This window comes from Tahibacter aquaticus (assembly GCF_004363655.1).
Classification (GTDB): Bacteria; Pseudomonadota; Gammaproteobacteria; order Xanthomonadales; family Rhodanobacteraceae; genus Tahibacter; species Tahibacter aquaticus.
Window position 1 is genome coordinate 175,241 of record NZ_SNZH01000014.1, and the last position, 22,680, is coordinate 197,920.

The window sequence follows — 22,680 nt, forward strand, 5'->3', positions numbered from 1 at the left end:
GCCGCGGGATTCACGCGCGCAGCCGCATCCGGGCATAGGCTGCGAGTCCGCCGAGCAGGCAGCCCAGCGCGACCCAGTCTGCAACGATCACACGGGCGATCTGCGCGTTGTAGCCGGAACCGGGCCAGGCCAGCAGCAGGAATGCCACCACGCTGATCAGGCCAGCCAGCAGCGCTGCCGGTTGCCAGTTGGGGCGGAACGCTGCAACCAGCAGGAACAGGCCGAGCAGCCCGAACAGCACCGCGCGGTGGCGCATCAGCAGCGCCAGGTTCGGCTCGTCGATGTTCAGTCCGTACAGCGCAGCCAGCTGGCTGCTGCCGAGCATTCCGCTCAGCGGCAGCAGGTGAATGATGCCGGCAACGACCAGGGCAGCAGCAACAATCAGGCGCATACGCGTAGGCTCCGGCGATACGGCAGGCTCAGGATGTTTCGCCATCGATTTCCTGCCCTATGCGCCACAGCACCCCACTGGGATCGTCGACCGTGAAATCGCGCAGGCCCCAGGGCCTATCCTCGGGCGGCGTAAGGCGCACGCCGTAGCGACCAGCCAGGTCCTGCGCCACCACGTGCTGCCACCAGGCCTCCACGTCCGGCACCAGCAGATGCATCATGAAATTCCCGGTGTGCTCTTTCACGTAGAACTTCTGCAGTAGAAAGCTGCTTTTGCCCACGTGCAGATAGGCCATGTCATCCGATGACCAGGCCACCATAAAGCCCAGGTCTGTATAGAACCGTTTGCACAGATCGAAATCGCGTGCGGGCACGAAGGCCTTGATCTCGATGGCATCCATCGCTGTCCTGCCGGCAAGGCCCGTCCGTGCGGGCGGAAGCGCGATCTTGCGACAACGGCGCGAAGAAATCCGTTACCTGGGAGGTAAGGCCAGATGCAATTGGTCAGCGGCGGAACAGAAACGAAACGGCGAACAGCAATGCTGCCAGCGCCATCGTGCCAATGAACAGCGGCATCAGATGGCCGCCATGGGCAAACCAGCTGAAGGTATTCAGCGCAGGCTTGGGATTGGCCAGTGGCCAAGGCAGGCAGGTAGCGGCCAGTGCGGCGACAGCAGCGGCAGCGAGGCGAATCTTTTGCGCAGTAGTCAGCATGGCAACGGGCCGGGCGGGAATGCCGATCTGGGATAGCTGTGGCGGTCCGCTCAGGTTTCAAGCGCAGCAAGCAGGATAGCCCTGACCTGCTCGTACTCTTTCAGTCGGGCGAAATCTTTTTCGGTCGGCGCGGCGATGCGGCTCAGGTCCATATTGTCAGTCACGTCGGCCAGCTTCACCCGGCAGGCGATGGGGTTGGCCGCGGCGCGCCGGGCCGCATCAATGCGGCGTTCGCCTTCGTGCTTGGTCAAGGCGCGCACGGCATCGATCACTGCGGCGGGAAAGCCTTCGCGCTGCAGGTCGTCGAAGCCGATCGGCGTATCTTCGACGACATCATGCAGCACGGCGGCCATGCGTTCGTACTCGCCGTGTACGGCCAGCATCAGCCGCAGCGGATGGAAGATGTACGGCGCGCCGGCCTTGTCGGTCTGGCCGGCATGGGCGCGGGCGGCGATTTCGATGGCGCGTTCGATCGTACTCATGGCGGTGGTGCTCTGGTGGTGAGGTAGGTGCGCTGAAGCGGCGGCCATTGCGGCCGCCGCCTATCATCGCATCGTTGCTGCGGCTTAGCCGCCGCCAGGATTGCACTGCGGCAGCCATGGCTTGAGTTCGCACAGCGGCGGCGGCTCTTCCACCTCGCCACCAGGCGGCGGGCCGAAATTGCCGGTACGCGGACTGCCACCCAGCAGCGGATTCGGTTCCGCGTCCAGATCCAGCGCGTAGACCGAGAAGCTGCGCGTGCCGGTGCGGAAATTCGCCGGCAGCTGGATTTCATAACCGCTGTTGGCGCCAGTGCCATGTGCCTGCTGTACATCCGGCCGCGCCAGTCCGGTCACGCCGCTGGTGACGAAAGTACTGCCTTGGTATACATGTACCGTAATCGGCGAGGTGGAGTGATCCGGATCGAAGGTCCAGCCGCGCACCTTGCCGGCAGCGACATTGAGTTCGTCGAAAGAGCCCAGCGGCGCGCGGTTCGGCCGCGTGAACAGCACTTCGTTGCTGACGACTGCCGCGTCGCTGGGGTCGACCACGCGCCAGAAGGTATAGACCGGCTCGTTGCTGATGTCGTAGCCGTAGCGGTTGATATTGTCGACCTCGGCCACCGTCTCCCAGTTCTTCGGGTAGTGCGGCGCATGTACGCGGGCGCGCTGGATCTGCACGCGCTTGCCGCCGCCACTCCACATCAGCAGCTGGCCGCCGCTGGGTGTGGGGAACAGGAAACTGGCGCCGGTGAGTTTCGCGCGCGGATTGCTGATCCACACCGGTGCCATCACGATGTCGTGATCGTTCCAGGCGCCGACCAGGCGCACCAGGTAGACCGATTCGTACGGTGTCAGCGCAAACAGCTCGGCACCGAAATCGGTGGTGTTGGCCAGGTCGACGCTCCTGATCGGTGCATCGGGACGTGCCGGCGACCACAGTTCCGCGCGGCTGAAGCTGGCGCGGCTGCCGTCATGCTGGGCAAAGCTGCGGCCCCAGACTTTGAATCTCAGTAGTTGCGAATTGTCGACAAGGGAAAATTCGTCGCCCATCACGCGGTCGCCGGCGGCATACATGCCGACGCTGCGGTCCATGGTCGTGCGGAAGGTGCGCCGTTCGCTCAGGCCGTTGAGGAAGGCGTTCGATCCCCAGGGCGTGCCTTGCGGCAGCACCATGCCGGTGCGGCCGCGCGGCGCGAAGTTCTGTTCGCCGTTGGCACGCTGCACGACTTCGTAGGGCTGGCCGGGGAAGTGGACCCACGGACGCACCAGACTGCCGTCGGCATTGCGTGCGCCCCAGTGGCTGTTGTTGTCGCGCTCTGCATGTACGTCGTAGTGCGCGGTCGGCGAGACGCGCCAGCCGTTGCGCAGCAGGGTGAAGTAGCTGCGCAGGTTGGTCAGGTGATTCGCGTCGCTGCCGTCGCCGTGGGCGATTTCCACCGTGTCGACGATGCGACGCAGCGTGTCGCGCCGCGCGGCATCGGCCGGCAGCTGGGTGTAGTCGGCCGTGGCCGGCGCCACATGGTTGAGCTGCACATGGATGGAACTCGATGCATCGGGCGTATAGCCGGGAATGATCTTGGCGTAGAACTCCGACAGGTTGCCGCTTTTCTGCTTGGGCCAGCCGTTGATGGTGTTGTAGTGATTGGGATGATCGTGGCTGCCGGGCGGATGATTGCCGCCGTCGTAGTAGTTTTCCTGGCCGCTGATCATCACCACGCCGGCACCGGCGGTATTGCCGTATTCCTGCAGATAGGGCCGATTGGAGTCGTAGTCTTCCCACGACGTGGAGTGGTTGTTGCGCGAGAAGAAATCGTAGCCGTAGTTCCAGGCCATGCCCCAGATGCGCTGCCAGGACAGCACGGCGGACGGATCGTCGTGACCACGCGTATGCGAATGCAGCTGGCCGGTATACACATTCCAGCCGCCCAGTTCCGGCGCGAGCGTGGTGCGATTGGTGATGCGCGTGGTCGGGTCGGGCAGCATGCGCCCATGGTTGATGTAGGAGGAAGACTCCTGCGCCCAGGCGTTGTGCATCAGCGCCAGGCCGAGCGCCAGCACCGAAGGCTTGAGGTAATGCCTTAAAGTTAACATGTGGTTATTGTCCTCGTTGGGGGAAACCGCAGCCGTAAAGCACGAAGGCTGCGGTACTTCCGAGGACGTCAAGACGGAATGGATCTTGTCACGTTTGTAGAAGTGACAGAAATTTCCTGGCGTGGCCTGCCAGAAATGTTTGGAACACGTTAGGTGAATGGAAAGGGCGTTTCGTCCTGCGCAAGCCAAACTGTCGGTTTATTGGCTTCGCACCAGTTCCACGCCGTCCACCGTCATTTTCCACACGCCCTGATCGCGATGCGGCGGCTGGGTCACGATGAAGGTCGTGCTCATCGGTCCCAGTCCGACCACGAAACTGTCGCCTTCGAAGCGCTGCAGCGGCGCCTTGATGGATTTGCTGAAACCGTTGCCGCGGCGCACCACGTATTCGACGCGCCCGGTGGGCGTGATCAGGATGGTGGTGTCGCCGGCACGCCAGAGGCCGGCGTAGTCGGCGCGCTCCGGCGGCAGCGGTGCGGAACAGGCGCTGAGCAGCGCCACCAGTACTATCGACAGCAGTCGCAGTCGCCGCATGGGTCTTGCTCTCCCAGGGTTTGCGCCGTGCCCGGCAAGCCACTGCAGGCTGCCGGGTGCCGGCGACCAGCACACGTTCAATCCGAGTCGGCTTCGATGGCTTCGAAGATGCCGGGCTGGATGGTCCAGCTCAGATCCGCGTTCAAGGTTGCAATCATTGCGGTGACGTTGAGCGGGAATACCACTTCGACCGCCTGCACCTGCTCTTGCTCGAACAGCTGGCCGGCATCGAGCGTGCCCGCCGTGACGAAGTAGCGCGGCTTGGGCTGGAACACCAGGTTCATGTTCGGCGCCGACTGCAGCATGAAGGCGGGCTTGCCGGCCATGCCGATGCCGACGGCGGCGGCATTGATGGGCAGGCTGCTGTCCTGGTGCACGGTCAACGCGCCGGGCTGGCCGCTGGACTGGGGCTGCTGGAAAAAGAAGATGCGGTTCTTCGGGTCGTACGACAAGGTGATCTGGTTGCTGCCGCCCGGCGACGCGGGCACGATCTGGCCGGCATCGATGCTGACGCCCGGCGCCAGCAGGCCGGTCTGCGACCAGGCGAAGCAGTAGTCGGTATCGTCCCAGTTGAATTGCAGGCGCGTGCCCGGATAGGCGTATTTCGCCATCCAGGCCACGGCGAGCCGGTCTGCAGGCTGGCCCTGGAAGATGGCCAGGCGGGTCGGCGAGGGGGAATTGTTGACGAGGGTCAGTTGCAGCTGGGTCATGGCGCAGGCCTTGGGCAGGTGTGTACAAGTTTCTTACTCTGCCTGTGCGGTTTGGTGCCAGCAAGCGCGCTCCGCGGTTTTTCTGCGCTTGCGCAAAAAACAGCCGAAGCGCACGAAAGTACTGATAGCTGGCCGCGCCGGTTTGCGCTTTTGCCCAGTCTCTGCCGTTAGGCTCGTCCGGCAACGGCCGGGTTTTTCTGCGGCGCGTCGCCCCGTGTCGTCATTTCCTGGCTTGCCCGCGCCGGTAGCAGGCAGCCTCGGCTTTCTGTTCCCTGTCGCGCAGGGTGCGCACCGCCCTGGAGTCGCGCGCCCCCGGCAGGAAGGCGTGGCCGCGCTGTTGTGGCACCCAATAGCCTTGTTCGGAACGCTGGCAGCCTTTGGACAGATCGAACAGGAAGGTATATGGCTTGCCGTCGAGCTGGAACTCTCTCTCGCCGCCCAGTTCGCCGGTATGGCATTGGCTCACTTCGGTGCTGGCCGCGGTTTCCTTCGCGGTAATGCGGTAATTCCAGCACAGCATCGGAATGCCTGGAGTGGGCTGCGAGGTGCCGATGAACTGTACGATGAAGCGGGGCAGGGCAACCGTTTCGCACTCGCGCATATCGGTGATGTCGCCGAAACCGGCGCGGCAACTGGCGGCGGACGCAGTCGACGATGCCACGATCAGCACGCACAGGAAAAGCAGGTGGTTCGCGGTCACTGAATGCGGGCCGGTGCTGGCATAGTTGCCGGAAACATAGAACGCTGCTGCATCGCCCATGCGAACGTCATTGGTGGCGGTGGTAGGTGCTGCGGCGGACCCTGCCGTCCGTTCCGCAGCATCGACACTACCTCGACGGGAGGTCCATTAGCCTCGGCCGCTGCCTCGCACCAGTCCATCACGAACGGGAGAACGGCATGACCAGCAAGAACACCATTTGCCTGTGGTACGACGGCACGGCACTGGATGCCGCGCAGTTCTACGCCAGGACGTTCACGGACAGCGCGGTCGGTGCCATCCACCGCGCGCCGGGCGACTATCCCTCAGGCCAGGAGGGCGATGTGCTGACGGTGGAGTTCACCGTGCTGGGCATTCCGTGCCTGGGCCTGAACGGTGGTCCCGCATTCCGGCACACCGAGGCCTTCTCATTCCAGGTGGCGACCGACGACCAGGCCGAAACCGATCGCCTGTGGGACGCCATCGTCGGCAACGGCGGCGAGGAAAGCGCCTGCGGCTGGTGCAAGGACAAATGGGGCCTTTCCTGGCAGATCACGCCGCGGGCGCTCTCTGAAGCGATAGCCGATCCCGACCGCGCCGCGGCCAAGCGTGCCTTCGAGGCGATGATGCAGATGAGAAAAATCAACATAGCCGCTATCGAGGAGGCACGGCGCGGCTGAAAACAGCGGACAGGTTCGAGCGGCACTGGCGCGGACAAGCGTGCCCACCCGAAAAGCAAGACTGGCTGACGATGCCAGGCCGGAGTTGGCGAAACAATTCCAAGCGAAGCAGCCGGCCTACAGCATCCTTGTTCGGCACCCTGCGGCGGACCAGCAAGGGGTCATACTTCGACGCGAAATAACGCAAGTCGGGAATTGCCGGTTTGCTTGTCCCGCCAGGCTTTGCTCGGGACGATGCTTTCTGTTGTGCAGATGCAAAGACAGACAGGAAGGCAGGTGTTGAGATGTACGCTGACGTTTCAATAGCCACCCAGCGACTTTGGGTCCCGCCGGTGTCGGACGGAGCAGATGCGTGTTTGGATGGGGCAGAGGTTATTTCCGGATTTTGCCGGTGTTTTTGTCGCTTGCCGTTGGTAGCGGTTGCGCCAGTTTCAGCAACCGGCCTACCAGCGTGATGGTGCAATCCTTGCTGGCTACAGAGCGCAAAGTGGTGACCTTCACGCTTGCGGGCGCTCCGGAGGCGATCGAGCAGCGAATCATTCAGCGCGCATCGGCATGTGTCGAGGGGGTTTTGAAATCTTCGGGCGTCGTACCGGCGGGGCAGGGCGTGCTCGTGCCCGTCAGCTCATCCATGCACCAGCGGCTCGAAGAAGGCACGGACGCCGACGGCAGTCGTTGGCTGGCGTTGCGTATGGACGGGCTGATTCATGCCGTTGCGTTCGGCCTGCGCCTACGATCGCAGGGCATCGATAGTGTGGAAATCAAGGCTTTTCCCGCCGATCACCGAAAGCCCGGCAGGATCAAGGAGCTGGTGGCTTCCGGGGAAATCTTTTGCGCGTGGCGTGAGGTCAGCTACCCCTACGATTGACAGGCGGCAAGGGGTGGCCAAGCCGGGCATCTACAGAACGGCATCGTCTTTCCGACCGCGGCCAGTCGCTCATGGTGGACAGGGCTGACGTCCGGAGAACGCGCAGTCTCCCAGCCGGCGGCCGGCTGGGAGACGACGTGCGGAATGCGCAACGCTCAGGCACTACTGCCGTTGCCGTTGGCCGCGCGCTTCTGCACCCGCGCTGCCCTTTGCGTCCACAGGTGCTCTCGCGCCGCATCCCAGTGGTTTTGCTGCGCCCATACAGCCACATCGCGCACGACGGTTTCGCTGGCGCCCAGGCGCTGCGCCATCGTGGTGGCGGAAACCGCCTGTGGCGCGGTGCGGAACAGGCGCTGCAGCAGTTCGGCGGTCGGCTGGGCGTTCTTCTCGAATTTGAAGCCGAACACGGCGCAGTTGGCGCTGCCGTAGAAACGACTGACACCCATCACCTTGATGCTGGAGAGGATCTCGCTGGGGTAGCTGAAATCGCGGTCGCCGCCGCCGGGGTAATTGCCGCCCAGCTTGTTGCTCCAGCTGCCGTTCTTGAACTGGAACCACAGCGCGTTGACGATGTGCCCGAAGCGCGCGCGGACCAGCGTGACCGGGTTGCTGCCGATGTCGAACGTACCGCCATGGGGCGGGCCGTCGGCGCCGCCCTTGCTGTTGCCCATGCGGCCCGTGCTGGTCTTGCCGTCGGGGCCGCCGCCCTGCGGGTAGTCGACCTGGATGGCGTCGATGCGGTCCCAGCCCCATACGACGACGCGCGTCGGTGCAGCGGTCGGTGCCTGGGGAATGGAGAACGGACTGTCGTCGGACGTGCCGACGGCGTCGGAGTAGATTTCCCGGTCGAGGTAGACCTTCGGCGGCACCGGGTACTTGGCGATGTCGTAGTACTGCCACATGGCGCGGAAATCGAGCACAGTCAGCGTCATTTCGCGAACGAACCGGTTGACTGTATTGAACGGCTCGGTCTTGGCCGGATTGCTCGGTGCCTTGGCGCGCGTGTCGGCCAGGCCGGCGCCGTAGATGCGGTCGGCATAGCTGCTGTAGTTGCCGATGTTATCGCTCAGCTGCTTCTTGATGCGTTCGAGAATTTCCGCACTCCAGCCCCAGTTGCTGCCGAACGCGGCACCATCGCGCAGCAGGCCCAGATGCAGGTTGGCAAACTGGGCAAACAGCGGCAACAGCAACAGTTCATAGCCCTTGGACTGGAACTGCGGCAGGTCGTGCAGGAAATGGCCTTGTGCGACGTTGAATTTCTCCGAAATGTACTTCGGGTCATTGGGGAAATTCTTCGCGGCGAAGAGGTAGTCGTCGAGCACGTTCTGCAGGCCGGCCAGCGACTCGCTCACCTGCTGCCACACGCGTTCGGCAATCTTCTGGTTGATCAGCGCCTCTACCTTGGCTTCGATCTGCGCCCAGATATCGACCTCGGGGTTCGGCCAGAAAATATCGACCAGGGCGCTGAGCAGCACACCGACGACGGGCACTTCGCCCAGCACGGTGGAAACCACGACGCGCGCGGCATTGTTGTAGTCGAATTCCGCGGCCTCCACGCCCAGCGACACCTGAATGCCGAGGGCAAGGCGATCGCGCGGGAGGTCGAGATCCGGCCCCACCTCGGCGGCGATGAACGGCGACGGCGTGAGTTCGGCGAGCGGTGCAAACTGGTTCATGGGCATTCCTCGTTGCGGGTCAGGGGGAACAACATCGCTGCGCTCGAGCACGGCAAGTACATGCCGTAGCCGTGGCGGCGAAAGCGGTTGAAGCAGGCTGCTGGGCAGCGCCGCTGCGCGCCATTGGTGGCGCGACGAGCATCGGTCCGGCTATCCATGCGCATGACGCGGGCAGGGCCGTGCTGGCAGGCCCTGTCGCTGCCGTGCCGCGCGCCGCCCGGGTGGATGCGCAGCGCGACAGGCCGGTAGCCGATGACGTCTACGGCGGCGCTTGTTGTCTATGTTCCGTTTTGCGTGTTTTGTACAAGCGTAGAAAGCGAGTGGCGGCTATCACGCGTGCGATACCCGCGAGGGACGGCGGCTGGCCAGTCCGCCGGCTCAGGCAGGGCGGGCCGGGCAGGCGGCGCGAGACCGCATTCCTCGGCCATACTATGGCCCCGCTGCTTGCCCTGAGCCCGTCGATGTCCCCCACGCTCCGCCGCGCGTCTGCGTCCGTCTTCCGCTGCCGCATCGGGCTGGGCGTAACGCTAGTCCTGGCCGCCACGCCAGGCTGGGGCGCTGGCACTGCGCTGCCGTCATCGCCGGATGCCTACCTGGAACAGGCAGCCCGTGTGCGCCAGTCCAACGACAGAACCTGGGCGCCGGCTGCCGGACAGCTGGGTAATCTGCGGCATGTACAGATCACTGCGCCGGATTGCGTGGTGCGCATCGTTTCCGGCAGCGACAATCGCGTCTATCCCGGCACGCAGGGCGTCACTGCGATCGAGCGCTCGCGCGTGCTGGATGCCGATCCGCACGAGCAGCCGGCGCCGCGCGATGTGGTGCTGACCACCGATGCGGCCCTGGCCTGTGCCGGGCCGGGCTCCTGCGGTGTGTCGGTCACGCCGGTCACGCAGGCGCCGGCAGCTGGCCGCGGCACGACCGTGTGCTTCACCGTGCAGATCGCCACGGCGCACGACCTGCTGCTCGGCGGCAACGGACTTTCGGTGCTGGTCGATCGCGTGCATCAACCCGCGCTGCGCATCGCGTTCAATCCCGGCGCACGCCAGCGCCTGTGGCTGGAGGCAGTAGACCTGGGGCTGCTGTCGATCGGCGCGAATGCGCCGGTGCGGGCAGGCGGCAATGGCAGGGTCGACTTCCTCGGCGGCAGCAGTTCCAACAGCGCCAGTGCGATGTTCCTGCACGGCCTGCAGGCGCGCCACGTCGGCATAACCGCCACGACGATACAGACGCAGTGGTCGATCCGCATCGGTGCCGATACGCAGGCGCACTACTACCAGCCGGCGCGCGCGCCGGGCGCCCTGGCGGCGAAATACCCCATCGAGATCGAGGGTCCGATCGAACGTCTGGCCGTGCCGGCCGGTAGTGTCGATGCGCGTCCGCTCAGCAACCCTACACGCGAGGCGGCGCGCGCACTGCGCGACTACGTGCTCGCGTTGGCCGGCCCTGCACCCAGCTTGCCTGGAGCCGATCCCGCGCTGCCGGCCGCCAGTGCCGTCGCCGCAGCCCTGCCGCCCAATCCGCGCCAGCGCGTCGCCGACGTGGTGGCGCGCTACCTGCCCGCGTCGATCCGCATCACCGAAGTCGCGCTATGGAAAGACGGTGCGCGCCTGGAAGGCATCGCGCCCGATGCCACATCCGCGCGCAACGTGGTGCGGCTGCTGTCGGACTCCGGCGAATTCACCTACGTCGTCGGTGGTGGCAGCACGCCGCGCGATGGCGGCCATGCGTTTTCTACACAACTGTATTTCTCCTGCGCCGCGCCCGACCAGCCAAGCATCTGCCCGGCCGGCGATCCGGCCGCGGCGGGTGCCTACAGCGAGCGGCAGGTGCGGCAGGCGGTCGCCGATGCCTTCGGCCCGACGGTGACCTTGGGCGCACTGCGCCTGGACGGCGTGACGATCGCACTGAAGGCGGCAGCGCCCAGCGAGGCGGAAGCGCGCGCCGCGCTGGAGCGCCTGGGGCAGGTGGCCGGATTGTTCCGCACCTCGACGTCGACGCATAGCGCGTCGGGCGCGGCTGCGTCGGAGATCGGCGCTACATTGAAACTGATCTGTGCCGTGCCGCCCAGGCCGGATGGGATTTGCAGGCCGGCGGATGCGGCGGGAGCGCGGTGAGTCTGCCCGAGCTGTTCCCGCGACGCTGAGTCAGATTCGGTTGAATCGAGAGCTGCTGGAAACCGGCAGGACAGATTCACTGACGCTGCCTGTCGGCGGCAGCGCCTGGCGATTGCCGACAGCCAACCGGATCGTGTTGTTGACGCGACAGTCCGACCCGCCGCAGTTTTGTAGCGTCCGGTTGAGGCGAGTGCCTGCTATCGGTTATCAGGCTCCGACGGAAGTACTCGGCAGCAGCCCCACCCATGTTGATGGCCGCAGGGCAAGTGAGAGAACTGCTGTCGAGACGACAGCGTGTCGGAATGGCGTTGCAGCGACGAGCCTGGCCACGACGTGGGCGGCTGACGCATTGGCTGCGATGCAAAAACCACACAGCCAGACAGGAGCATGTCATGCGATGGCGAGCAGTGCTTATGGCTATGGCCGTGCTGGTATCGGCGACGCCCGCAACCGCCGACTGGTACAGCGGCGGCACCTTGCACGGAGCCAGCGGCAAGGAATGGAAGGTCGCGCCGGCGCAGAACCGGCTCGCCACCGCAGCCGACTTTGTCGCCAAGGTCGTCAAGCCGACCTCAATGGACGACCTGCGAGAAAAATCAGAGGAGTTGCAGATCTGTATTTCCGAGGCCGTCGCCGATCCATCGGGGGACGGGCAGGAGGTCTCGGCTATCGCGGCGGCTTGCGTGATACTGATGGGGTATGTGCGGTGATTGCGGGTGAGCTTTCAACAAAGCGGAAGTGAATCCAGGCTCGCTCCTATTTGGAACCATTTCAAACATCCCGCATGATTCGGCAAAAATGACACTTGGATAAGTCATGAACAAGTGCTTTTTTGTGCATGGATTGGCCTATCTGACACCAGGACGAAGCCGATTGAACAGATGAGCTCCGGCTGTGGGGAGTATGCGAGCAGGCGCAAGCGTTCCCGCCGCGAAAGCTTCTGGGCGAGATGAAGCGGGCGATTCCGTGATCGAGCCCCCTGGACCTGATCGAGCCACACCGATAGCTTTTTTCAGCCAGCGTGTCGCAAGTCCGCAGAAAACGTCGTTCGAGAGGACTGAGTCCAACCTTTCTTGACGACCCTACTGCCATGATTTCTGCAAGGCCAACGATGAAATTGCGTTCGTGGATTGTTTTCGCGTCTTTGGCGATCTGCGCCAGTGCTTGCGCCGACGGCCCCGGCAATCTCCTGCCCAACGGCGACTTCGCCTCTTCGCTCGATGGCTGGACCTGCAAGGGCGCTTGCTCCTGGATAGCCCAGGGGGCGCTGAGCGACGGCACAGGCGCCATCGCCAGTCCGCCATTCGGCGCATCGATCATTGTCTCGTCGTGCTTTCCGATCCAGCCGCAGACCGTTTACGACGTGAGCTTCGATGCCTGGGCGAATTTCGGCCTGACCGGGGCCGATTTCCTTCTGCTGTGCAGGGCCTATGCCAGCACCGACTGTGCGCAGGCTACCGGCAATTTCTCCTACCTGCCGTTCTACTACGTCGGTAGCGGCTGGCAGGGCATCCAGGGACAACATGCCACAGCGGCCGGCGAATACTCCGCCCAGTGCGAAGTGAATCTCTCGGAGCATCGCAGCGAGATGCGGATGGACAATTTCATCTTCGCGTTCAGCCATCAGCTCGACGGCATCTACGCCGATGGTTTCGACGGTTCGCCCTGACTCGGTCCCGAGGCCACAAGCAGTATGCGCAGGCGTTGTGGCAGGGAGGGAGGAGGGTGGGGCGGGTGGATGCGCTGACGGGTCGTTGCTGGAATCCCGGCATCGCCGGTTGGCGCCGGATTTGGTGGCACGGATAGACCGAGTGTCGCCGATCGGTGTCGGGAAGTCTTTGGCAGCTGTGCGCTCATTGCTGCCATGACAGTTTGTGCCGCCCGATTCCGTCCTTGCAGAAACGGCACCTCGCCGCCCTTCCCATTCAAGGACGTCTCCATGTTTCCGCGCGCTCTGCCGACCCTTGTCCTGCTGCTCGCCGCCGCCCCGGCCCTGGCCATCGATTACAGCGATCACTGGTGGAACCCCGACCGCTCGGGTCGCGGCATCATGATCGAGCAGCGGGGCGATCAGGCCTATGCCATCGTCTATGACTACCGCGATAACGGTACGCCCGTCTGGTATATCGCGCCGCAGCTCACGGTGGCGGTGGAGGGGCCGGATTATCCGCCCATCCTCACCGGCGCGCTGCAGCGCATGTTCTTCAACGGCGACGGTGCGGTGCCGCCGCTGGATGCAGACCAGGTGGGCGAGATAAGCATCATCGGCCAGACGGCGGCGACGGCGCGGGTGGCTTATACGGTGTCGGGCACTACGACGGTGCAGCTGATGCGCCGGCTGGACTACGGGCAAGCGCAGCCGCAGGGCCGTTACCTGGCCACTATCGTGCACAGGCCCGCGGGCGGCACGATGCCGGTGCCGGCAGAGCAGGTGGTGACGACGGAGTTCACCGCGACTACTACGCCCGCGGGCAGCTGGACGCTCAGTTCGCAGACCCTGGGGCCGGCTGGCCTGGTGCGCTGCACGTATTCCGCCACGGCCGGCGCACCGCTGTATGTGCAGACGGGACGTGTGGCGGAACTCAATGCCGTGTCGCTGTGCAATGGCGTGGCGGGCACGTTCACGTTGCGCAATATCGAGTTCACCAGCCAGGGCTTCTCCGCCCGCATCGACGAGACGGGCGTACGCAGCGTCGTGGGCGGGCAGTTGGCGGCGGTAAAGGTGGGCGCCGCGGGCGGATGACCCCGGGAGGTGTCCTTGCCGCCCATCGCCTTGGCGGCGGGCGACAAGGCGCGCGTGTCGTGGATTCCGCACAGCACCGGTCTTGCGCGATCCCGGCCGGTTCGCCTGTTGCAGGCTGCGGGCAGGAAATCGACAGGCGTGCACGGTTCACCCTGAACTTTTGGGACATTTTGTTTTGTCGCCGGGTAGCTACTCTGCGGTGACATTCTGAGCCGGAGAAAACCATGTTGCGCCGTCTGCTCGTCGTCTGTCTTTCTGCCTGTTTCGTTGCAGCCTGCCAACAGCAAGCCGTACGGCCATCGCAAGCCGAACGACCGCCGCAAGCTTCCGCCGATGTTGCCGCCGCCGACCGCTCGTTCGAAGCGCTGTCGGCGCAGTGGCTGGCCGATTCGATGCGCTTGTCGCCGGTCAACGCGACACTGGCCGGCGATCATCGCTACGACAGCGAAATCGACGATCTTTCTGCCGGCGGGCGCAGCCAGGCGTTGGCGTTCGCTCAGGACGGGCTGGACCGCCTGCAGCGCATCGACGCCTCTACGCTGTCGCGCGCGAACCACGTTGATTACCTGATGTTGCGCAACCAGCTGCGCGCCGATGTGTGGAATGCGCAGACGTCCGAGGCGTGGGCATGGAATCCGCTCGTCTATACGCAGCTGGCGGGGAATTCGCTGCATCTGCTGATGGCGCGCGAGTTCGCGCCGCTGCCCGAGCGCCTGCGCAGCGCCACGGCGCGCATGGAAAAGCTGCCGCGCCTGTATGCGCAGGCGCGGGAGAACCTCGATCTGTCGCGCGTGCCGAAGATTCACGCGGAAATCGCCTCGATACAGAACGCCGGTATCCTCAGCATCGTCGACGAACTGATCGTGCCGGCAGCGGTTGCGCTGGACGCAAACGACCGCACGCGCCTCGACGCCGCCATCGTCGGACTGCGCAAGGCGGTCGCCGAGCAGCAGACGTGGATAGACCGCGTGCTCATTCCGGGGGCGCGCGGCGATTTCCGCGTCGGTGCACAGCGGTTCGACGAAAAGCTCGCGTTCGCGCTGGACTCGCCGCTGCCGCGGGCGGAAATCCGCAAACGCGCCGACGCCGAGCTGGCGCGTGTGCGTGGGGAAATGTTCGCATTGTCGCGCTCGATACTGGCTGCACATCCCGGCGCACCATTGCCGCCGCCACGCCCGGGCGAGAGTGAAGAGCGCCGCACCATCGCCGCCGCGCTGGCGCTTGCGGCCGCGGAACGGCCTGGCCGCGATGGCGTGATCCGCGAAGCCGAAGTCGCGCTGGCCGAAACCACGGCATTCGTGCGCGAGAAGAATCTGCTGACACTGCCAGATACAACGCTCAAGATCGTGCCGCTGCCGCCGTTCCAGCGCGGCCTTACGTTCGCGACCTGCGACCCGCCGGGGCCGCTGGAGAAGCATCTGCCGACGTTCTACTCGGTCTCTCCGATACCCGATGACTGGACGACCGCGCAGGTCGATTCGTACTTGCGCGAGTACAACACGCGGTCGGTGCGCGAGCTGACCATTCACGAGGCAATGCCGGGCCACTTCGTGCAGATGTGGCACGCGAACCGCTATGCGTCGCCGCTGCGCGCCGTGCTGTGGTCGGGGCCGTTCGTCGAAGGCTGGGCCTGGTATACGCAGAACGTCATGGTCGATGTCGGCTATCGCGCGGACGATCCGCTGTTTCGCCTCGTTCATCTCAAATGGCTGCTGCGCGGCATCAGCAATGCGATCGTCGACCAGATGGTGCATGTCGACGGTGCCAGCCGCGACGAGGTGGTGCGCTTCCTGATCGACGAAACCTTCCAGGAAGAACGCGAAGCGGCCGGCAAGTGGACGCGCGCCCAGCTCGATGCGGCGCAGCTGTCGACGTACTTCGTCGGTGCGGAAGAATGGATTGCACTGCGTCGCGAAGCACAGCAGCGCGAAGGCGCGCAGTTCGACCTGAAGCGCTATCACGACGCGGTGCTGTCGTACGGCGCGCCGCCGGTGAAGTATGCGCGGGCGCTGTATCTGGACCAGCCGATCGAGTAGTTGCGTGGCAGGAGCGAGTCTGGGTGACAGAAAGCGGGGCAGGTTTTACTTGCCGGAAGTAAACCTGCCCGAGTTTCGCCGTCTGCGCAGTGCGCTACGAACGACGGCGCTTTTCTGCCCATGAGGTGTTTCTTCGGCTTGACCGCGCCATCATTTTTTACGGGGGCCTTGAGGCGATGGTTTTGATAGGCGCGCTTAAAGAGTGTTCGCCGCTCGAATAGCTTCCAGCCTGCCGGTGTGCTTGATTTCGGCGAGATGCGTCGGATCGGTCAATGTCGGCGCGACCACGATCTCGTCCACCACTTCTATGCCGATGAAGTCCAGCCATTTTCGCATATAGGGCTTCTGGAAATCGGAGCTGGGGCCTGGGAGGGGCGGGGCGAGGGGATAGTCATTTGCGCTGGAGTAGATCAATACGGCCCGTTTGTTGCGAAGAAGTGGCTTGTAGCCTTCGGACTTTGTCCAGGTCCAGTTTTGTCCGGGCAGGGTGACGACGTCGATATAGTGCTTCAAGCGATAGGGAATTCCAAAGTTCCACATGGGCAGGCTGAATACGTATCGATCGGCGCGGTTGAAAGCGTGTGAAATGGACACGGCCTGTGCCCAACGCAACTGCTGTTCCATGGTCGCGCTTTGCGTCCGCAGAACGGCGAACTTGGCGGCGATCATGGTTTCGTCGAACGCTGGCAAGTCGATGCGCCAGACGTCCGTGGTATCGATGGTGCTTGAAGGGCAGCGTTCGGCGTAGGCGCTCAGCAGTTGACGTGCAATGTTTGTCGAGGTGGAGGCGTCGGAACTTGGTGAGCTTTCAATATGCAGGATATGGGTCATGGGGCGTTTCCTGTCAGGCGTCAGTAAGCCGCAAGCCGATGATTCCGCCGAGGACCAAGGCCATGCACAGCAGTCGAACGGGCGGTGCAGCATCCCCATGGGCAATTATTCCCAGTGCGGCGACACCGATGACGCCTATTCCCGTCCACACGGCGTAGGCCGTGCCAACCGGCAATTTTTCGATGGCATGTGTCAGCAGGAATATGGAAATGAGCGCAGCGGCAATACCAATCGCACTGGGCACAGGCCGGCTCCAGCCAGCGGCCGATTTCAGCGCCGCGGCCATGACAATCTCGATCACGCCGGCCATGAAAAGTATCAACCAGGCCACTTTGTGTTCTCCGCGGTCACTTGAGTTGACCTGAGCCTAGAATCACACTCTCCTGACGACAAGTACGCACTTTTTGGTTCCTATGAAAACGACTATTGCTCAAGTCGCGTCACTGGCGGACGTCTACAGCAAGGACTGCCCATCGCGTGCTGCCTTGGAGCTGGTGGCGAGCAAGTGGGTATTGCTGATTATTCCGTTCCTGGCGGCGAAGCCGGTTCGGAACAATGAACTCATGCGACGGGTACAAGGCATCTCGCAGAAAATGCTTACGCAGACATTGCGTGAGCTTGAACGCAACGGTCTGGTGGCGCGCATCGACTACCAATCCGTTCCGCCTCGCGTCGAATACCAACTGACTGAGATGGGCAGGTCGCTCAGTCACGCCCTGCTGCCGGTCGACCAATGGGCGGAAAAACACCATGCCAGGCTAACGGCCGCTCGGCAGGCATTCGACGAGGTCAATGCAGACCCGTCCCGCGGCAATTGAGGCATGGTCGAGCGCCCAATGGCGCCGACAGCTATTCGGTATCGGCATCGATTACCGACACTCCGTGCTGGCACAGGCGGCGAGGTGTGACGCGTTTGTCACCTGCAGTGTGGCTTGTTCGACGGAACGCGGCACATCGGCATTTCGCTGCTGAACCGCGCGCGACTTGTGTGCGTGCTGCACGCCGGCGAGCGTGAAGCACCGCACACACGCCGATCAGGCGCGGCCTATGATGGATTCGCGACTGCGCGGCATCGGCAACAAAAAATTAAAGTTACAAATATAGTTTTTTGTTTCTGTGCTGCGGTCGCGTTCCAGTGTGAATCTGCTTGTCCACCTGATCGGAGATCGATGAAATGACTCGCATGGCTATCCGTGCTCTCGCCGTCGCCACCCTCGCCGTATCGTCCGTCGCCGGGGCTGTCCTGAGCGGCCCGGTGAATACCCCGTGCAGCGCCACGACTACCGCCGGCACGGTCGTCAACGGCACACAGGGCTGGTCGATCAACCCCGCTACGGGCAACGGCTATTGGAGTTGCTGTGGGCCAGGAACAGCTTGCGTCGGCAGGGACAAGCCGCAGCGGCTCAATATCAGAAACACCGAGGCGCTTGCTCCCGACGCCACGACCGCGGCACCGACCCGAGCGCAGCAGCTGCGGAGCGAGCAGGCACCGGCGCGGCCTGAGCGGCAAGCCGACGGACAGCGTGGGCGCGGCTACTGACCGACGCTGGGCAGCGGTGCAATCGCTGCGCGCAGCGCGCCACGGCGTGCCGGTTCCTGTGCGGTGGCGCGGTCTGCGCTCGAAACACTATCTGACGTCGCTCCATGATTGCCATGGACTGGATACGAACTACCGTTACAACGGTTTGAATGACCTTGCCCATTCGAGCAGTGCGTCGTAGGCGTGATACGTGTCGGCAGTCGCGTCGGCCACGTCGGCTCGCTCGCCATCGATCGTCTTCAGCAGGCCGACCAGGTCACACGTGCCTGCGTCTACATCGATCTGCTCGCAGTAGGTAAGGGTGACTGTTCGTGCGGCTGATGTTGTCGGGTCGATGGTGCTCGCAACGAGCAGCTGGCCGCGGCTGTTGTAGGCAAGCATTTGCCTGAGTGTGGTGACGTAGCGGGAGCCCGACTTCGCCTGCACCGCATAGGAGGTTGTTCTATAGCCGCCGTCACACGCCGTGACGAATTGGCGTTGCTGCGGCGTGCCGGCGGCTTCATGGCGAGTGCTTCGGGAGTCGCCCGCGTACCTGGCGTTCGACAGCGTGGAATGGTGAGGCATCGGGGCGATGTGCCTGATAGTGCCGTCGCCGCGGATGATGCTCATGAGTGTCGGGTTGCTGGGCAGGGGCAGTAGCAAGGCTGCGAGTATCGGCAAATGCCTCATGAAAAGTCCTTTGGATGGAGCATGGCGTCCTCGGAGCGGGTTCGCATCGGAGAGCGATCCCGGCGCGCGCGTGGCGTGGCCTGGGATCGGTGATGCAGACGCGGGCCCGGGCGTGGAACTCGATCAAATTTCTTTTGCGGGCGAATCGATGGCGAAGCGCTCGACGCGCCTGCAGGTGCATTTGACGGGAGCCCCTGGAGTCAAGGGATCGGCGGGGTTGTGGACGCAAGCGGCCGAGTACAAGAGCCCCCTGCTGGACACCTGTTCAGACCTGTCCGTGTGTTCAGCTGTTCTTCTGCCGCGCCAGCGCCGCGCGCAGCGCATCCCAGTCGGCCTTGAAATCCGGGTCTTCGCGGAACCTGGCGTCGGCCTGCTCGCATTCGGCGACGAGCGTGGCGACTTCGTCCCACTGCCCGCGCCGGGCCAGCACGATGGCGAGATTCATGCGCGACAGGAAGCCGTTGCCGCGGGCGTTGGCCAGATTCGTGTTTGCGCTGGCCCGGCGCAGCACGGGCTCGGCCGCGGCGAAGTCGCCGCTCTTGCGCAGCAGGGCGCCGTAGTCGGTGGCGAAGGAACCGACATTGCCCGATTCCTTGCCGAAGGCGACCTGGCCGACCGTGTAAGCCTGTGCATACCACTTCAGCGCCGCGGCAGTGTCGATCTTGCCGAAGTCGTAGGCTACGCCGAGCTGGTAGGCGACCACGGCGATGTCGCCGTTGGGCGCGTCGCCATGAACCTTGGCGTAGATGGCCTGTGCCTTGTGCAGCACCGCCAGCGCCTGGGGAAAGCGGTACGCGTTGATGTTGGCGCCGCCGGCGACCAGGAGCGAGTTGGCTTCCGATATCGAGTCCGGGCCGTACATGCGCGCGCTGTCGGCGGCGACTTCCTCGATCAGGGCGAGGGCCTCGTCGTAGCGTTGCAGCCGCCTCAGCGTATTGCCGCGGGCGAACTTGAGCCACAGCAGCAGCGTTGCATCGCCGTCCATTTTTCGCCGGACCAGGCCATCGGCGAACTCGATGTGCTGCAGCGTGCGTTTGGCGGCGTCCTCGCCCGGCAGGCGGCAGGTCTTGGCGTTGTAGAGCAGCGGCCGCACGAAGCCTTCGGGGTCCTGTTCGGCACTGGCGGCCTTGTCCATCAACAGCGCCTCGGACTGGTCACAGGCATCGGTGGCGTCGGTCTGCCAGCGCACCTGGATGGCGAGCAGGCGTGTGCGCCAGTGCAGTTCCGCGCCGGGCCGGTGCGCTGCCTCCAGCGCCAGCAGCCGGTCCAGCTGCGGCTGCAGTCTGTCGAATTGCGAGTCGCTGAGCAGGATGTCGATGTTCTGGCGCAGTTCCGCCAGCACGGCCTCGGGGGCGGTACCCGGCGTGGCATCCAGCAGTGCCAGCGCCTGGTCGCTCAGGCCTGCTGCCGTGCGGTATTCGCCGATGCTGGCGTAGATGCCGGCCAGGGTACCGTCGATGCGCGCGTGGATCATCGGCTCGTCGGCGAGCTTGTGTTCGAGCAGGCCGCGCGCATGATCCAGCGCTTCGCCGATCGGCACGTTGGCCTTCTTGGCCAAGGCAGGATCGCCGGAGCGGAACACGTTGACCAGGAACTCAGTCACCGCCTCGGCGCTGCGGCTGGCGCTGACGGCGCGGTCGCGCTCGGCCGCGGTCTGGCGCACCTGGTGCAGCAGCATCGTCGTGAACACGCCGATGCCCAGCAGCGCCACGGCGGCGGCGGCGAGGCTGCGGCGCTGGCGCCTGAGGAAGCGGCCCAGTCGATAGCGGCGGTCGCCGCGCCGGCCCAATACCGGCAAATCCTGCTGGTGCCGCTGGATATCCTGCGCGAGCTGCTCTACCGACAGGTAGCGCTGGGCCGGCTCCTTGCGCACGGCGCGCTGCACGATGGCGTCGAGATCGCCGCGCAAGGCCTTGGCCAGCGCCAGGCCACTGCCGTAGCGCCGCGCGTTCGCCACGGCTGCCGGTGCCGAGGCGGCGGCCTGGCTGGGCGTTGGCGGAACGACCGTGGCGATCTTGCGCTCCAGTTCGGCCAGGGATTCGCCGTCCAGGGCGAAGATCGGGCTGCCGCACAGCAGTTCATGCAGCAAAGTACCCAATTGGTAAACGTCGCAGGTCGCGGCGGCGGCTTCGCCGCGCAACTGTTCGGGCGCGGCATTCACCGGCGAGAAATAGCGCTGCTGCTCGGCGGTCTGCTGCAGGCGCGCGACGTCCGGCAGCGCCAGCGGCCGGGCGATGCCGAAATCGATCAGCTTGGGCACGCCCTGGCTGTCGACGATGATATTGCTGGGCTTGATGTCCCGGTGCAGGATCAACTGGGAGTGAGCGTATTGCACCGCCTCGCAGACGCCGCGGAACAGGCGCAGGCGCTCGGCGATTCCCAGGCGCTGCTGGTCGCAGTGCAGGTCGATGGGCGAACCGCGCAGGTATTCCATGACGTAGTAGGGCTCGCCCGCGGCGCTCTCGCCTGCGTCGAGCAGGCGCGCGATGCCGGGGTGATCGAACGCGGCGAGAATTTCCCGTTCGCGCTGGAAACGTTCGCGCGTGTGCTGGTCGAGGCTGCCGGCGTGCAGCACCTTGATCGCGACCTGCTGCTGCACGCGGCCGTCGCTGCGCTCGCCCAGGTACACCACGCCCATGCCGCCGCGGCCGATCTCGCGCAGCAGCACGAAGGCACCCAGGCGTGCGCCCACGGCCGAGGGCAGCAGCGCGGCCGACAGCGTCGCCACGGCGGCGTCGGTGCGGTCCGACCATTGCCGGTTGGCCGTCAGCATCGCTGCCAGCGCGCTGGCGACGACCGGGTCGGCACGGCGCTCGGCGGCGACCAGCGCCTCGGCCGCGGCGCGGTCCAGTGTCTCGGTCTGCTCGAACAGCGTCTGCAGGCGTTGCCATTGTTGCGTGGAAAGCGTGGATGCCATCGGTGGCGTCATCTGTGTCGGCAGGGGGGCGGTGAAGAGGTTAGCGAAGGCGAACCGCAGGGCGCGACGAGCGCAGCGCGTTGCGCCGCACGGGGCTGCGACGAAGGCAAGTGGAACAACGTCGCGGTGCAACTCGCGTTCGCTCATCGCACCCCATGGGCCAGTGCCTTGCGGCCGCCGCCGCCGCGGTCAGAGGCGGCGATGCAGCCAGGCGCGGGCGAATTTCCAGTGCCGCACCACCGTAGCCACGCTGATCTCCAGCAACACGGCGACTTCATCGTTGTTGAGCCCCCCGAAGTAGCGCAGTTCGACCACGCGTCCGGCGATGGGGTCGCGCCCTTCCAGCTGCTGCAGCGCCTGTTCCAGCTGCAGCCAGTCGATGGGGCTGCTGTCGGCGGTGGCGTCGCTGTCGTGCTCCGGGTCGATGTTCAGGCTGACGATCTGCAGGCCGGCGCCCCGTTTTTCCGCCTGGCGTTCGCGCACCAGGTCGATCAGCACGCGCCGCGTGACGCGCGCGGCGATGCCGAGGAAATGCGCACGCCCCTGCCAGTCGGCCCGCTGCCCGGCAATCCGCAGATAGGCTTCGTGCGCCAGGTCGGTGGCCCGCAGCGACAGCTGGTGCGATAGCGGCCGCAGCGAACGCTGGGCAATGGCCTTGAGCGCCGGATACAGCGCGGCGATGAGGCGCTGCTCGGCCTCGCGGTCGCCGCCCTGCCAGCGCTGCAGCCAGTTGTCGATCTCGGTGGTGGAGGAATCGGCGGGCACTGTGGGTTTCGCATCAGGGGCCGGGTCGGGCGTCCGGTCGGTTTCGCATAGTACGGTGCCCGTTGCGGCGTATTCGCTAACTACTCGCTAACTATCCGACGCACTTGCTTCATTCGCGCCGCAGTCCAGGCAGCAGGGAGCGTAGCGAGGGCGATGCCGTGTTTCCACCGAGGCGGCCGATCTGGTGGAAGCACCCTGCGCGATGCGGCGCGACACGCCA

The 22,680-nt window shown here is 64.8% G+C and carries 23 protein-coding genes; 9 read left to right on the forward strand and 14 right to left on the reverse strand.

The window, feature by feature from the left end:
* Positions 1 to 10: 10 nt before the first annotated feature.
* The 8 genes from DFR29_RS20885 to DFR29_RS20920 form a co-directional block, all read right to left on the reverse strand.
* Positions 11 to 391, reverse strand: a complete 381-nt coding sequence (locus tag DFR29_RS20885) for a phosphopantetheine adenylyltransferase (protein WP_133820583.1) — start codon at positions 389 to 391, stop codon at positions 11 to 13.
* Positions 392 to 419: 28 nt separating this feature from the next.
* The gene (locus DFR29_RS20890) at positions 420 to 791 is read right to left on the reverse strand and encodes a VOC family protein (RefSeq protein WP_133820584.1); all 372 of its coding nucleotides are present in this window, start codon (positions 789 to 791) and stop codon (positions 420 to 422) included.
* 103 nt (positions 792 to 894) lie between these two features.
* Positions 895 to 1,104, reverse strand: coding sequence for a hypothetical protein (locus DFR29_RS20895; RefSeq protein WP_133820585.1), 210 nt, complete (start codon positions 1,102 to 1,104; stop codon positions 895 to 897).
* Between the two features lie 50 nt (positions 1,105 to 1,154).
* Complete coding sequence (locus tag DFR29_RS20900; protein ID WP_133820586.1) at positions 1,155 to 1,586, reverse strand: HD domain-containing protein; 432 nt, start codon at positions 1,584 to 1,586, stop codon at positions 1,155 to 1,157.
* 84 nt (positions 1,587 to 1,670) lie between these two features.
* Positions 1,671 to 3,677, reverse strand: coding sequence for a hypothetical protein (locus tag DFR29_RS20905; protein WP_133820587.1), 2,007 nt, complete (start codon positions 3,675 to 3,677; stop codon positions 1,671 to 1,673).
* 198 nt (positions 3,678 to 3,875) lie between these two features.
* Positions 3,876 to 4,211, reverse strand: coding sequence for a hypothetical protein (locus DFR29_RS20910; RefSeq protein ID WP_133820588.1), 336 nt, complete (start codon positions 4,209 to 4,211; stop codon positions 3,876 to 3,878).
* Between the two features lie 77 nt (positions 4,212 to 4,288).
* On the reverse strand, positions 4,289 to 4,921 hold the full coding sequence (locus tag DFR29_RS20915; RefSeq protein ID WP_133820589.1) for a protein rhiA: 633 nt from the start codon (positions 4,919 to 4,921) through the stop codon (positions 4,289 to 4,291).
* 220 nt (positions 4,922 to 5,141) lie between these two features.
* Positions 5,142 to 5,681 carry a hypothetical protein gene (locus tag DFR29_RS20920; RefSeq protein ID WP_133820590.1) on the reverse strand — a complete coding sequence of 180 codons (540 nt, stop codon included), beginning with the start codon at positions 5,679 to 5,681 and terminating at the stop codon, positions 5,142 to 5,144.
* A 137-nt stretch (positions 5,682 to 5,818) separates the two neighbouring features.
* On the opposite strand from DFR29_RS20920, the gene DFR29_RS20925 reads away from it, so the two are divergent.
* Positions 5,819 to 6,298, forward strand: coding sequence for a VOC family protein (locus DFR29_RS20925; RefSeq protein ID WP_133820591.1), 480 nt, complete (start codon positions 5,819 to 5,821; stop codon positions 6,296 to 6,298).
* Between the two features lie 352 nt (positions 6,299 to 6,650).
* Complete coding sequence (locus DFR29_RS20930) at positions 6,651 to 7,166, forward strand: hypothetical protein (RefSeq protein ID WP_133820592.1); 516 nt, start codon at positions 6,651 to 6,653, stop codon at positions 7,164 to 7,166.
* Between the two features lie 155 nt (positions 7,167 to 7,321).
* Here DFR29_RS20930 and DFR29_RS20935 read toward each other — a convergent pair whose 3' ends face one another.
* Positions 7,322 to 8,842 (reverse strand): insecticidal delta-endotoxin Cry8Ea1 family protein, encoded by a 1,521-nt coding sequence (locus DFR29_RS20935; protein ID WP_166654241.1) that lies wholly within the window; start codon positions 8,840 to 8,842, stop codon positions 7,322 to 7,324.
* Between the two features lie 461 nt (positions 8,843 to 9,303).
* Between DFR29_RS20935 and DFR29_RS20940 the strand changes: the two genes are divergently transcribed.
* The 5 genes from DFR29_RS20940 to DFR29_RS20960 all read left to right on the forward strand — a co-directional run bounded on the left by DFR29_RS20940 (position 9,304) and on the right by DFR29_RS20960 (position 15,738).
* Positions 9,304 to 10,959, forward strand: a complete 1,656-nt coding sequence (locus DFR29_RS20940) for a hypothetical protein (protein ID WP_133820594.1) — start codon at positions 9,304 to 9,306, stop codon at positions 10,957 to 10,959.
* Between the two features lie 413 nt (positions 10,960 to 11,372).
* Positions 11,373 to 11,669: a hypothetical protein gene (locus DFR29_RS20945; protein ID WP_133820595.1), complete on the forward strand. Its 297-nt coding sequence runs from the start codon at positions 11,373 to 11,375 to the stop codon at positions 11,667 to 11,669.
* Positions 11,670 to 12,070: 401 nt separating this feature from the next.
* Positions 12,071 to 12,628: a hypothetical protein gene (locus tag DFR29_RS20950; protein ID WP_133820596.1), complete on the forward strand. Its 558-nt coding sequence runs from the start codon at positions 12,071 to 12,073 to the stop codon at positions 12,626 to 12,628.
* A gap of 270 nt (positions 12,629 to 12,898) precedes the next feature.
* The gene (locus DFR29_RS20955) at positions 12,899 to 13,702 is read left to right on the forward strand and encodes a hypothetical protein (protein ID WP_133820597.1); all 804 of its coding nucleotides are present in this window, start codon (positions 12,899 to 12,901) and stop codon (positions 13,700 to 13,702) included.
* A gap of 224 nt (positions 13,703 to 13,926) precedes the next feature.
* Positions 13,927 to 15,738 carry a DUF885 domain-containing protein gene (locus DFR29_RS20960; protein WP_133820598.1) on the forward strand — a complete coding sequence of 604 codons (1,812 nt, stop codon included), beginning with the start codon at positions 13,927 to 13,929 and terminating at the stop codon, positions 15,736 to 15,738.
* A gap of 195 nt (positions 15,739 to 15,933) precedes the next feature.
* Here DFR29_RS20960 and DFR29_RS20965 read toward each other — a convergent pair whose 3' ends face one another.
* Positions 15,934 to 16,569 carry an FMN-dependent NADH-azoreductase gene (locus DFR29_RS20965; protein WP_166654242.1) on the reverse strand — a complete coding sequence of 212 codons (636 nt, stop codon included), beginning with the start codon at positions 16,567 to 16,569 and terminating at the stop codon, positions 15,934 to 15,936.
* 13 nt (positions 16,570 to 16,582) lie between these two features.
* The gene (locus tag DFR29_RS20970; RefSeq protein ID WP_133820600.1) at positions 16,583 to 16,900 is read right to left on the reverse strand and encodes a DMT family transporter; all 318 of its coding nucleotides are present in this window, start codon (positions 16,898 to 16,900) and stop codon (positions 16,583 to 16,585) included.
* 82 nt (positions 16,901 to 16,982) lie between these two features.
* Here DFR29_RS20970 and DFR29_RS20975 point away from each other — a divergent pair, with 82 nt between their 5' ends.
* Together DFR29_RS20975 and DFR29_RS20980 are read left to right on the forward strand one after the other, a co-directional pair.
* Positions 16,983 to 17,387 (forward strand): winged helix-turn-helix transcriptional regulator, encoded by a 405-nt coding sequence (locus DFR29_RS20975; RefSeq protein ID WP_133820601.1) that lies wholly within the window; start codon positions 16,983 to 16,985, stop codon positions 17,385 to 17,387.
* A 365-nt stretch (positions 17,388 to 17,752) separates the two neighbouring features.
* Positions 17,753 to 18,109: a hypothetical protein gene (locus DFR29_RS20980; RefSeq protein ID WP_133820602.1), complete on the forward strand. Its 357-nt coding sequence runs from the start codon at positions 17,753 to 17,755 to the stop codon at positions 18,107 to 18,109.
* A 135-nt stretch (positions 18,110 to 18,244) separates the two neighbouring features.
* Here DFR29_RS20980 and DFR29_RS20985 read toward each other — a convergent pair whose 3' ends face one another.
* The 3 genes from DFR29_RS20985 to DFR29_RS20995 form a co-directional block, all read right to left on the reverse strand.
* On the reverse strand, positions 18,245 to 18,718 hold the full coding sequence (locus tag DFR29_RS20985; RefSeq protein WP_133820603.1) for a hypothetical protein: 474 nt from the start codon (positions 18,716 to 18,718) through the stop codon (positions 18,245 to 18,247).
* Between the two features lie 343 nt (positions 18,719 to 19,061).
* Positions 19,062 to 21,695 (reverse strand): serine/threonine-protein kinase, encoded by a 2,634-nt coding sequence (locus tag DFR29_RS20990; RefSeq protein WP_166654243.1) that lies wholly within the window; start codon positions 21,693 to 21,695, stop codon positions 19,062 to 19,064.
* 189 nt (positions 21,696 to 21,884) lie between these two features.
* Positions 21,885 to 22,460 (reverse strand): ECF-type sigma factor, encoded by a 576-nt coding sequence (locus tag DFR29_RS20995; RefSeq protein WP_133820605.1) that lies wholly within the window; start codon positions 22,458 to 22,460, stop codon positions 21,885 to 21,887.
* Positions 22,461 to 22,680 lie beyond the last annotated feature (220 nt).